Raw genomic sequence first — 11,506 nt, forward strand, 5'->3', positions numbered from 1 at the left:
AACGAGGCCCTCAGGTTCAGCCTTGAAAGCGACAGATACCTCACGACCCGGATCACGCATCAGGACTATCGCAAAGGCCAGCTGTACGGCGGTTGAACAAACTCACTCGGCTTGACCGCTGGTCTGGAGGCAAGGCAAACAGCGGCTTTACTCCGCCCCGGGCTAATGCTGAAACCGGTAACCCCACAACAAACCTCGGCTTCACCCGTGCTAAAAGTTGGCGCCATAAATCCAATAACCGCCAGGTTTTCCCCATGCCCGCTGCTGCCACGTTCTCCCGGCGACACTTCGTGTTGTTCTGCCTGGCGAGTTTTTTGTTGTCTTTGTCTTACGGCTCGACGTTCCTGCTGTCGCTGCTGATCCACACACGCGGCGGCAACGAACATGACGCCGGCAGCGTGATTTCCATGGCGATGCTGAGCACCTTTGTCGCGGTGCTGGTGTCGGGCCACTTGGCCGACTGGCTGGGCGCCGCCCGCTCGATTGCCGTGCTCGGCCTGTTGCTGGTGGTGGCGTGCCTGGGCTTTGCCCTGGTGCCGGGGTTTGGCGAAGGGATGATGCTGTTCGGCCTGGCATTGGGGCTGGGCTGGGGGGTGTTCTATACCCTGGGGCCGATCATCGTGGCCGTGCTGGTAGAACCCCAGCACCGCGCGCGTTACTTTGCGTTGCTGTCGGGCAGCATGATGAGCGGCATCGGCTCCGGCCCGTTGCTGGGGCGCGCGGCGAGCGCGCTGGGGTTGCCGCTGACGAGTGCGTTCCTGCTCGCTGCATTCGCCAGCCTGGTTGGGGTGGTGATGTTCTGGCGCCTGGGCGCGCATCTCAAGGGACACGCCAATGCGCCGGTGGCGCGCATTTCCTGGGTGGCGACACGCGAGGTGCTGTCGTCCAAAGCCGCGTTTGCGATTGTCATGGTCGGCCTGGGCGGTTGTGTATTCGGCGGTTTGTCGTCGTTCCAGACCAGCTACGCGGCGGCCCGCTCGCTGGACTATTCGTTGTTCTTCCTGGGCTTTCTCAGCGCGGCAATCACCAGTCGCCTGCTGATTGCCGGCTTCGTGGTCAAGCGGGATGCCTACCGTGCCGCCTGTGTGTTGTCAGGCTTGATGGTGCTGTCGGTGGTGCTGTTCGGTTATGGGGTGTCGGGCAGTGGCAGCTATTTGCTGGCGGCCGTGATCCTGGGGGTCGGGTATGGCCTGACGTATTCGGTGATCAACGGGTTGGTGGCCAATGAAGCGCCGGCTGGCACCACGTCCCAGGCGTTGCTGCTGTTCAGCCTGGCGTATTTTGTGGGGGTGTTCGGCTTCCCTCTGCTGGCGGGCAAGATCATCGTCGAGCACGGCCTGCCGACGCTGCTGGCGTGCGTGCTGGGGGTGGCGCTGTTCAACTGGTTGATCACGGTGGCGCGGCTGATCTGGCGCCGGAGCCTGTCGAAGAGCGAGGCCTGTCACACAAAATCTTACAGGTGACCCAAGACCGTTCGTCGCCACCCAGGCACGAACCGCAAGTGAGGGCGGACCAATAAAGGGTAAGGACATCAACCCTATGGAGATACCCTCATGAAGCCTTCCAAGTTTGCCGCCCTCGCCCTCACCGGCCTGCTGTCTGCCGCTTCCCTGAGCGCCTTCGCCGCCACCTCGTCGACTGGCCCGACCAACCCGGCGACGTCCGAGTCCCAGAAATCCATGGGCACCGGCATGGACACCAACGGCGGTGCCGTCATCGATAACACCACCCCAGGTGCCCCAGGCGCCGACCCACGCACCCAAGGCCAGGACACCGGCCGTCAAAGCCCGCCCGCAGTGGGTAACGGCAAGATGGGCCCGGCGGTCAATCAGCCGAAAATCAACAAAGGCGATGACTCGAACATCCCGGGCGCGCCGAAACAACCTGCACCTTGATCCATCGCACGCACCACCGACACCCGATCATTCCCCAGTGAAGAGGTACGCATGAACGTCGATAGAAACCTTGAGAAAGAAGTCCTCACCCGCCTGCTGCACGCCCACCCCAACGGCCTGGGCAAGGAGGTGCTGGATAACTACCGCGGCGAAAAAGAGGTGGCCAGTGTCCTGGCTTTCCTGCAGGACCGCGGGCTTATCAAGGATGGGCATGTGACCACCGACGATGCCGGTGAATATGCGCTGAACTTGCCGATCAAGCTCACCGCGTCCGGTGTGGATGAGGCGCGCAAGCTGGACGGTGCAGGTTCGCAGTAATTCATTTTTGTCTGGTCTGGCCCCGTCACCGGGGCCAGAAGGAGTATCGCAATGCCTCTTGGAAGCAAAGCCAAATACACCGCCGCACAGAAACGCAAGGCTGCGCGTATTGAAAGCAGTTATGAGCAAAAAGGCGTCCCCGAGGACGAGGCACAAGCTCGCGCCTGGGCCACCGTGAACAAACAGTCCGGTGGTGGCGAAAAAGCCGGGGGCTCGGGCCAGCGCAAAGCGCCAGCCAAAAAGGCGGCGGACCGCCACGCCTCAGCCAAGCGCGCTGCTGCCACCCGTGCAGGGCAACCACGCAACAGTCGTGCATCCTTGGGAACCCAGACGAAGGAAAGCCTGCTCAAGGAAGCACGGGTGAAGGGAGTCGTGGGGCGATCGACGATGCGCAAGGATCAACTGATCGAAGCGTTGCACAAAGCCGGCTGACCCCAACCCCGACTCCAAGAGTCGGTTTGTCGGCAATGGCGGTGTGTCTGTTGCCCGAGAGGGAACAGATGGACCGTTATCGCCGGCAAGCCAGCTCCTACAGGGGTGGGTGATTATTCGGCGAGCAGTGCGTCGACTTCGGCGGTGCCTGGGGAGGTGGCGGGGCCCCAGCGAGTCACGGCCAGGGCAGCGGCCGCGTTGGCACGGCGTGCCGCTTCGGCCGGTTGTAAACCGTTGGCCAACCCGGCGAGGAACACGCCGGCATGGGCATCGCCCGCACCGTTGCTGTCCACGGCCTTAACCTTGAAACCCGGCACATGTTCGGCCTTGCCCTGGCGGCTGACCCAGCAGCCATTCGGCCCGTCGCGTACCACCAGCAACGCGTCCTCGGGCAGATGGCGATTGAGTTCGCCCAACGCCTGCGCAACCGTGCCAGCACCGGTAAATGCCAGCGCTTCCGGGCCGTTGCTGGTCCAGATATCGATGCGTGGCAGCAACGCAACCATCAGCGCTGAGTCTGGCGCCTTGACCAGCGGGCCCGGGTCGAACACCACGGTTATTTCACGCGGCAAGGCCAGCAGCCAATCGAGCAGCGCTTGCGCTTTGCCGTCCAGCAACAGGCTGTAGCCGCTGACGTACACATAGTCGTCCGCATGCGGCGTCACACTGGCCAAGTCATCAGCACTCAAGTCACCCTCGGCGCCGATATGGGAAATGAACGTGCGCTCGGTACTGGCTTCGGTGAGCGAGACGCACAAACCGGTGTCTTTGCCCTCGCTGGCAGGCAGGGCGATTTCCACGCCCTCGGCCTGCATCGCGGCGCGGGCCAGGTCGCCAAATCGACCGTTGCCATGACGCCCCAGGTAAACCACCGGCAAGCCATTGCGCAGGGCGGCGGCCATCACGTTGAAACCACCGCCGGCTTCGAAACTGGCCGATTGCGCCAGTACGTCGCCACCGGTTGCGGGCAAGGTGTCGAGGGCCATGACCAAGTCGACGATGACCTGGCCGGTGTGCAGCAATCTAGACATTGGGGCTCTCTACTAAAGCCGGGCGACGATCAGCGGCGCCGCCCAGTACGGCGTAAATCCCACCGGCCACCAGGAAGGTGACGATCCAGCCCAGGCCGTTATGGCCCAGCCAGGAGTCGGACAATGGCCCGGCAAACCAGATGTTTTCTGCGGTGGTGCCGATGGTGGTGAAGCTGAAGCCCAGCACGATCGCCACGGCCCAGGCGCCGAACGCGCGCCATTCCACACCACCACGATACCAGTAGGCGCTGCTTGGGGAGACGTCCAGCAGGTCTTTGGGGCTGTAGTAATGGCGATGAATCAGGTCGACCACAAAGATGCCGACCCATGCCGTGATCGGCACCGCCAGCAGCGAGATGAAGGTGATGAACGGGCCATAGAAGCTGTCGGCGATCAACATGAAGTAAATCGACCCGGCGAAGATCGCCACGATGTCGACGATCACCGCGTGCACACGCTTGACCTTGAGGCCCAGGGTCAACGTGGTGAGGCCGGCCGAGTACACCGAGAGGTTGTTGGACAGCAGCAACCCGCCAAAGGCCGTGATCAGGTACGGCACGGCCATCCAGGTCGGCAGCATGTCGCGGATCGCGATGATCGGGTCGGTGGCCGACGCCAAGTCGTTGTTGCCCACCGACAGCAGGCCGCCGAGGGTGATCAGCAACACCAGCGGGATACCCGCGCCAAACGCGGCAGACGCCACCAGGCGCACGGCCTTGACGCTGCGGTGCTGGTAGCGCGACATGTCGGCACCGGCGTTGGCCCAGCCGATACCGGTGCCGGCCGCCATGGTACCCACGCCGATAATCATCGCGCTCAACGGTGCCGGCGTGGCGTTGAACACCGCGCTCCAGTCGATGGTGGCGCAGAGGAAACCGCCCACCAGGATGTTCAAGGCGCCGAACACGTAGGTGGCCCACTTCTGGATCACCAGCAAGGTGGCATGGCCCAGGCCGGACACCGACAGGGTCAACAGCACGAAGATCGCGATGAAGATCAGGGTGAGTACCGGCGCACTTTTCGCCTCGACCGGCGAATGGAACAGGATCGAACACAACGACAGCAGCACGAACGCGGCGGTAGTGGTGTTGACGGTTTCCCAGCCCAGTCGCGACATCAGCGAGACCAGGGTGGGGCCGATATTGCCGCGCACGCCGAAGATGGCTCGGGACAGCGTGAGGCTCGGCGCACGACCGCGACGCCCGGCGATGGAAATGATGCCCACCACCGCAAAGGAGCCAGCGGCGCCGAGGATCGCCACGATGATCGCCTGCCAGATGGCCAGGCCACGGAACGCCACCAGCGTCGCGCCCAGGGGCAAGCCGAGGATGCTGATGTTGGCGGCGAACCACACCCAGAACAGTTGCAGCGGATGGCCGTTGCACTCGCCTTCGGGGACCGGTTCTATGCCGCGTGTTTCCAATTGCCCGGCGCTTTGGCCGGAAGAGGTGCTGCTCATGAGAGGGTGCTCCTGGTGCCTGTATTGTTGTGGTTGTGGCAGAGAATCAAAGCGGTGAACCGGTCATCCTGACTCGACGCGAACCTTGTAGGAGCCCGGCTTGCCGGCGATGGCGATAGTGAGGACGCCATCGCCGGCAAGCCGGGCTCCTACAGGGGTCAGCGCAGTTTCAGCAGCCCTTGCACCAGCGGCTGCAACTCCAGGCCATTGACCTGCTTGACCTGTTCGATCAGCGCCTCGGGCCAGCACTGCAGGCCCAGGCACGCGCCTAACATCGCCCCAAGAATGGCGGCGATGGTGTCGGTGTCACCGCCGAGGCTGGCGGCCAGGCACAGGGCCTCGAAAGCATTCATCTCCCCCACCGCCACTTGCTGCGCGAGGGCAAACGACACCACCACCGACTCCTGAGAGGCGACGGAGGTGCCGATCAATTCGTAGAGCAAGTCGGCGAACAAGGCTTTGTCGCCACTGCCGACGCTCAAAGTGCGCGCCCAACTGATGCGGGTGGAAATGCGCCCACCAGCGATCCAGTGGCCATGGTTTTCCGCCTGCTGGGCGATCTGCACACCGATGTTCAGGGCTTCACCGAGGTCGGTGCCATTGATGCCCGCCGAGACCACAGCCGCCACGGCAGCGGCGCTGGAGATGCCGAGGCTGGTGTTGTGGGTGACCTGGCAGGCCTGGATCACCGCCTGGATAAAGTGCTCCGGGTCGCTGACGTCGGCCGCGATGCCCACGGGGGTGATGCGCATCGCCGCGCCGTTGGTGGTGCCATAACGTCCGGACTCTTCAGGTGTGTGGCCGGCGAGGATCATGTCGATGGCACGCTTGGTCGACGGCCCGAGCAAATCCTGGGAGCCTTTGGCGCGCATCACCGCTTCCCACTCGATCAGGCGCTGGGCCAGTACCGTGGGTTCGATCTTGCCGTGCCCTTCCACCAGCAACTCGCCGACCAGGATCGCCTGCTCGGTGTCGTCGGTGATCGAGCCAGCAGGCATGTTCGGCGCAATCGGTTGGTCGGCGTCGGCGTCTTCCAGGCCGGTGATGGCACCGAAGCGCGCCCTGACTTGCTCGCGGCTCAGGGACTGGGTAGGCATCCCGAGGGCATCGCCCAGCGCCAAGCCGTAGAACGCGCCGAGTGCGCGAATATCCGGGGTCATTTCAAGGCTCCAAACTGCAGGTGCAAGCGAAAGTGCAAAGGGTCGAGCAAACTCTCGACGTACTCCATGAAGCGCTCGCGGCGGTCGTAGGTGGTGCGCGAGGCCTTGAGAAACACGGTGCCGGCAGGTCGGCCGAGCAGCTCGGCGTCTTCGTCGTTCAGCGGCTCGGCGCCGATCCATTGGTCACCTTCGGCGCCGACATAACCGTAGGCTGCCAGGGTGATGGTCAGGGAGTTATCGATCAGGCCGACTCGCGGCAGGCTTTCCAGGCCTCCCGCGGCAGGCATCAGTGAACGTTCGAGGGACACGGCGACGCCATCGGTGGTGCGCCGGCGACGGTCGAGGGCGATGAACTGGTCGCTGCCGAAACGGCTGGCCAGGTCCGGCCGAGTGACCGCTTCCAGGCGCAGGATGTCGGTGGTGACCAGTGCGCCGGTGTCGGCCAGGGCTTGGGCCCAGCCGCTGCGTTGGTCGAGCACCATGCCGTCAAAGGTGACGATGGAGCCGACGCCGCTCTGGGTCGCGATGTAGTTGCGACGCTTGAGCTCGGCCAGGGCTTCGCGCAGGGTGCCGCGGCTGACCGCGAACTCCTCGGCCAGTTGATGCTCGCCCGGCAGCAGGAAACCGTCGGCCATCACCCCACCCTCGATACGGCGGATGAGCTCGTCGACGACGCGTTTTTTCTTATCAAATCGAACATGTCTAATCATGTACAAATTGATAACCGAAAGCGCCCGATGGCAGCAAGCGAATTATTTCAGAGAGATGAAAAAAACCGCCTCAGGGCTCCAGGCCAATGGGGAAAAATTCCCCGCCGCTCCAGACGCCCAGCCAGTTCTGACCGTTGATCGGACGGCTCACCGCCAGCTCCACCAATTGGTAGAACGCGTTGCGGTGCACGAGGGCTTCGAGGTTGGTGCGCACCCGCAGGTAAGGCGCAGGTTCCTGGGTGACAGGGTCGATCACCACCCGCAGCGGGTGCTCAAGGCCCGCCTCGATCTGATCGTCGACGTTGGTGGTAAAGCGCAGCACTTGGCTTTCGCCCTGCCCTTCCACTTCCAGCGTGACCGCGACAAACGGCGCATCATCGACGGTGATGCCGACCTTTTCCACCGGGGTCACCAGGAAATACTCATCGCCGTCGCGGCGAATGATGTTGGAGAACAACTTGACCATCGGTTTACGCCCGATTGGCGTGCCCTGGTAGAACCAGGTGCCGTCGCGGGCGATGCGCATGTCGATGTTGCCGCAGAAATCCGGGTTCCACAGGTGCACCGGCGCCGGTCCCTTGCCCTTGGGCAGTTGGGCCAACAGGTCGTTGGCCTTGGCGGAATCGGTCATGCGGGTCTCCTTTGAGTTACTGGTCGCTCATCCCCAGCAGGCTGCGCGCGTACTGCGCCAGCGGGCGGGCGATCAGGTCTTGAGGCTTGTTGTCGTGGAACGTCAGTAAACCGCCACGGCTGCGAATGCGCACAGTATCAATCAAATACTGGGTGCTGGTCTCAATCAGCATGACCTGAATCACGCCACTGTCCAGGCCAACGCGGTCCAGGGCTTGCTGGTCGGTCCACTCGTCGGCATTGCCGATGCGGTCATCGGCTGCCGCAAAGCGGCAGTACAGCAGGTAGTGCGCGCCGGCTGCACGGGCTTCGGACATTGCCTGTTCAAGGCCTTCGGTCTGGCGGGCGCGACGCACCATGGGGAAGTACTCGACGAAACCGTTGAAGGCTTCTTCGGCCACCACGTTGGGACGTGGGTAGGCGCTGCCCGGCGGCACAAAGGCACCTTGGGCGATAAAGATGAATGAGTCGGGCTGCACGCGAATCGAGGCGCTGCGGCGTGTATCACTGTGGTCCAGCAGCCCAGCGTCACTCATCTGATAACGGGTGCCTTCGGCCATATCGCTGACGGTCATGCAACCACTCAGCGTCATCGACGCCAGCAACAACACCAGACTACGCATCCTAATCCTCCAGAAGCCGGTGACGGAAAACCGGCGAATGGGCGTGAGATGCAGAATCCAGGCCATTCATCGCAATGCTGAATATCTGTAGGAGCTGGCTTGCCAGCGATTGCATCAACTCGGTGTGACTGATCCACCGAGGTGCTTGCATCGCAGGCAAGCCAGCTCCCACACAAGCCCGCGCCTACAGGGGATGGGGTCAGCCGCCGATGATCTTCATGATGGTGGCACCGCCAGAGAAGGCGACTTCCTGCTTGTCGCCCAGGGCCTTCATCAACAAACCTTGCAGCGCGGGAAGCGCCTGGTGGCGGGGCTTGTCCAGCAAGTCGCCGATGTAGTGACGGTTACTCGACGACAGGCAGCCATGCAGCCAGCCGGTGGAGGACAGCCGCAGCCGCGAACAGGTCCGGCAAAACGGCACACTTTCATTAGCGATCACGCCGAAGAAGCCTTTGCCTGGGACTTCGTAACGCACGGCGGTGGCGTCCACCGGGGCGTTGGCTTGCAGGTATTCGTGGTGTTCGCCGATCAGGCTGAGCAATTGCTGCAGGCTGACAAACTGCTGCAGGAACGCGTTGGAGTCCTTGGCCAAGTGGCCCATGCGCATCAGCTCGATGAAGCGCAACTCGTAGCCGCGTTCCAGGCAGTAGTCGAGCAGCGGCATGACCTGGTCCAGGTTCTGCCCACGCAACGGCACCATGTTCACTTTAATCTTGAGGCCGGCGGCGCGGGCCTGGTCCATGCCGTCGAGCACAGTGGCAAGGTCGCCGCCACGGGCGATGCTGCGGAAGGCGTCGGCGTCCAGTGTGTCGAGGGAAACGTTGATGCGCCGGATACCCGCCTCCACCAGCAGCGGCAACTTGCGCGCCAGGAGCTGGCCATTGGTGGTCAAGCTGATATCACTGAGCCCCATCTGCCCCACCGCGCCCATGAAGGCTTCCAGCTTGGGGCTGACCAGTGGCTCGCCCCCGGTGATGCGCAGGCGGTCGATGCCCGCCGCTTCGATCAGGTAAGCCACGCCACGGGCCATGGCCTCGGCCGAGAGTTCGTCCTGGGCAGCCACCAGCCGCTTGCCATTAGGCACGCAGTAGGTACACGCGTAATTGCAGGCTGAGGTCAGGCTGATTCGCAAATTGCGAAAACGCCTGCCTTGACGATCAACGATCATGGATCACTCCGGCAGAGGATGATGGGGGCGTGCTAAAAGCTGACTCATAAATCAGCTTTTAGCAAGATCCTTGCCTGAGTATATTCCTGGGACACTGCGCCTGGCAGTAAATCATTGGGCCATCACTGTGGCGAATGACTTATACAGCAGGGGTTTCCCCGCCCTTGGAATCGGGACTTGGCAGGTCAGCGCTGTGCTTGCGCTTGTTGCCCATGCGCACACCAATGTCCATCAGGAACTGGAAGAAACCTTCCTGATCTTCCAGCACATTGCTCCAGAACGGCGAGTGGTACAGCGCCACCGCGCCATGCACCAGCGCCCATGCCGCGCAGTAGTGGAAATACGGCGGCACGTCTTCAAGCTTGCCTTCGGTGATGCGGCCCTTGATCAGCAGGGTCAGGCGTTCGAAGTTCGAGGCACGGATCTTGTGCAACTCCTCGACCATCTCCGGCACCTGGTGGCCCTTGACCACCTTCTCTTCCAGGCGGTCGAACAGGCGGTAGCGCTGCGGGTCGCGCATGCGGAACTCGAAGTAGGCCCGGGACAGCGCCTCCTTGTCCTTGTCGACGTCGGCCGAATGCAACAGCTCGTTCAAATCGCGCTCGTAGTCGAGCATCAGGCGCAGGTAAATCTCGGCCTTGGATTTGAAGTGCTTGTAGATCGTGCCTTTGCCGATACCCACGGCATCCGCAATCATCTCGACGGTGACGCTGTCTTCACCTTGTTCGAGGAACAGCTTGAGTGCTGTGTCGAGAATTTCCTGCTCACGGCGGCGAAACTCACGGACCTTACGGGGTTCTTTTTGCATGAGGGAGAAGTCTGCAGAGGTCAATGTGGGAGGGTTGCGCAGGGCCACGGATACGTGGCGATACGATTTACCCAGTGCGAGGGATTATCCCGACTGAACAGTCGTTGGGCAATGTCTATGTGAACCCGCAATGCACTTAACTTTCAATGTGCCAACGAATTCATCGCTATCAGTCAGAAATAATACGCAATACATACACCTGTGCACTGGCTCAATGAGAACTCAAGCGAAGCGCGCGTATTCCAAATCTGTTTAAAAAACGATCAGATGCGACTGGACTGAATGGGATACTGATCAATACTTCAATTGTCGACGTGGCATCTCCCCCAAGTGACGCGTCGACCTGGGTACCGACGGACTGTGTGCCCTTGTTTTACTCCTAATGGTCTTAGCCCGGATTCACCCCCCAGAACCCGGGTTTTTTTTGCCTGCGATTTGGCCTCGTCAGCCGGCAACATGCGCCAGCGGGAATAGGCGTTTGAAGTTCTCGGTGGTCTGTTCGGCGAAGCGCTCATAGGACTCACCCCGCAGCATTGCCAGGTAATCCGCCACGTCACGTACGTATTCCGGCAGGTTCGGTTTGCCGCGATGGGGGATCGGAGCGAGGTACGGCGAATCGGTTTCGACCAGCAGGCGGTCGGCCGGCACTTGGCGGGCCACGTCGCGCAGGGCATCGGCATTGCGGAAGGTGACGATACCGGACAGCGAAATGTAGAACCCCAGGTCCAGGGCCGCCTTGGCCATGTCCCAATCCTCGGTGAAGCAATGCAGCACGCCGGCCTGGGGCAACGCGGCTTCGCGCAGCAACGCGAGGGTGTCGGCGCGAGCGCCACGGGTATGCACGATGACCGGCTTGCCGGTCTGCTGGGCGGCTTGCAGGTGCAGGCGGAAAGACGCCTGCTGCAACTCGGCGGCTTCAGGCTCGTAATGGTAGTCCAGGCCGGTTTCACCAATGGCCACCACCCGCGGGTGGTTGAGTTCACCCAGCAACCAGTCGAGAGCCGGGGCTTCGCCGGGCTTGAGGTCCAGCGGGTGGATACCCACCGAGCAATCCACATCGGCATAACGCTCGGCCAGGGCCTTGACGTCGGCGGCGTTCTCGGCGCTCACGCCGATGCACAGGAAGTGCCCTACTCCACGTCCGCGCGCCGCTTCGAGGGCAGCATCAAGGGAGCCGGCGTGCTGGGCAAGGTCGAGGCGGTCAAGGTGGCAATGGGAATCTACGAGCATAGGAAAAAGACAACTTGGTTCACGGAAAAGGTCTGACCGACG

The 11,506-nt window shown here is 62.4% G+C and carries 13 protein-coding genes; 4 read left to right on the forward strand and 9 right to left on the reverse strand.

Annotation, left to right across the window (positions count from 1 at the left end):
* Window positions 1–254: 254 nt before the first annotated feature.
* The 4 genes from HX792_RS21070 to HX792_RS21085 all read left to right on the forward strand — a co-directional run bounded on the left by HX792_RS21070 (window position 255) and on the right by HX792_RS21085 (window position 2,645).
* Window positions 255–1,463 carry an MFS transporter gene (locus HX792_RS21070; RefSeq protein ID WP_176997908.1) on the forward strand — a complete coding sequence of 403 codons (1,209 nt, stop codon included), beginning with the start codon at window positions 255–257 and terminating at the stop codon, window positions 1,461–1,463.
* Window positions 1,464–1,553: 90 nt separating this feature from the next.
* On the forward strand, window positions 1,554–1,895 hold the full coding sequence (locus HX792_RS21075) for a hypothetical protein (protein ID WP_176997909.1): 342 nt from the start codon (window positions 1,554–1,556) through the stop codon (window positions 1,893–1,895).
* Between the two features lie 51 nt (window positions 1,896–1,946).
* Window positions 1,947–2,213 (forward strand): hypothetical protein, encoded by a 267-nt coding sequence (locus tag HX792_RS21080; protein WP_176997910.1) that lies wholly within the window; start codon window positions 1,947–1,949, stop codon window positions 2,211–2,213.
* A gap of 51 nt (window positions 2,214–2,264) precedes the next feature.
* The gene (locus HX792_RS21085; protein ID WP_176997911.1) at window positions 2,265–2,645 is read left to right on the forward strand and encodes a termination factor Rho; all 381 of its coding nucleotides are present in this window, start codon (window positions 2,265–2,267) and stop codon (window positions 2,643–2,645) included.
* 113 nt (window positions 2,646–2,758) lie between these two features.
* Here the strand turns inward: HX792_RS21085 and HX792_RS21090 are convergent, their stop codons facing one another.
* The 9 genes from HX792_RS21090 to HX792_RS21130 form a co-directional block, all read right to left on the reverse strand.
* Complete coding sequence (locus tag HX792_RS21090) at window positions 2,759–3,676, reverse strand: PfkB family carbohydrate kinase (RefSeq protein WP_176997912.1); 918 nt, start codon at window positions 3,674–3,676, stop codon at window positions 2,759–2,761.
* Window positions 3,669–5,135 (reverse strand): cytosine permease, encoded by a 1,467-nt coding sequence (locus HX792_RS21095; RefSeq protein WP_176997913.1) that lies wholly within the window; start codon window positions 5,133–5,135, stop codon window positions 3,669–3,671. Before HX792_RS21095 ends, HX792_RS21090 begins: the two co-directional genes overlap by 8 nt.
* A gap of 158 nt (window positions 5,136–5,293) precedes the next feature.
* Complete coding sequence (locus HX792_RS21100; protein ID WP_176997914.1) at window positions 5,294–6,295, reverse strand: ADP-ribosylglycohydrolase family protein; 1,002 nt, start codon at window positions 6,293–6,295, stop codon at window positions 5,294–5,296.
* Complete coding sequence (locus tag HX792_RS21105; RefSeq protein WP_176997915.1) at window positions 6,292–7,005, reverse strand: GntR family transcriptional regulator; 714 nt, start codon at window positions 7,003–7,005, stop codon at window positions 6,292–6,294. The genes HX792_RS21100 and HX792_RS21105 overlap by 4 nt, the downstream gene beginning before the upstream one ends.
* A 70-nt stretch (window positions 7,006–7,075) precedes the next feature.
* A complete protein-coding gene (locus HX792_RS21110) occupies window positions 7,076–7,636 on the reverse strand; it encodes a DUF1285 domain-containing protein (protein WP_176997916.1) in 561 nt (186 codons plus the stop codon).
* 16 nt (window positions 7,637–7,652) lie between these two features.
* Window positions 7,653–8,258: a DUF4823 domain-containing protein gene (locus tag HX792_RS21115; protein ID WP_176997917.1), complete on the reverse strand. Its 606-nt coding sequence runs from the start codon at window positions 8,256–8,258 to the stop codon at window positions 7,653–7,655.
* A 199-nt stretch (window positions 8,259–8,457) separates the two neighbouring features.
* The gene (locus HX792_RS21120; protein WP_176997918.1) at window positions 8,458–9,426 is read right to left on the reverse strand and encodes a GTP 3',8-cyclase MoaA; all 969 of its coding nucleotides are present in this window, start codon (window positions 9,424–9,426) and stop codon (window positions 8,458–8,460) included.
* A gap of 139 nt (window positions 9,427–9,565) precedes the next feature.
* Window positions 9,566–10,234: a TetR/AcrR family transcriptional regulator gene (locus tag HX792_RS21125; protein WP_176997919.1), complete on the reverse strand. Its 669-nt coding sequence runs from the start codon at window positions 10,232–10,234 to the stop codon at window positions 9,566–9,568.
* Between the two features lie 444 nt (window positions 10,235–10,678).
* On the reverse strand, window positions 10,679–11,464 hold the full coding sequence (locus tag HX792_RS21130; protein WP_176997920.1) for a TatD family hydrolase: 786 nt from the start codon (window positions 11,462–11,464) through the stop codon (window positions 10,679–10,681).
* Window positions 11,465–11,506: the final 42 nt, after the last annotated feature.

Origin of the sequence: Pseudomonas sp. B6002 (assembly GCF_013385985.1) — a bacterium.
GTDB lineage: Bacteria > Pseudomonadota > Gammaproteobacteria > Pseudomonadales > Pseudomonadaceae > Aquipseudomonas.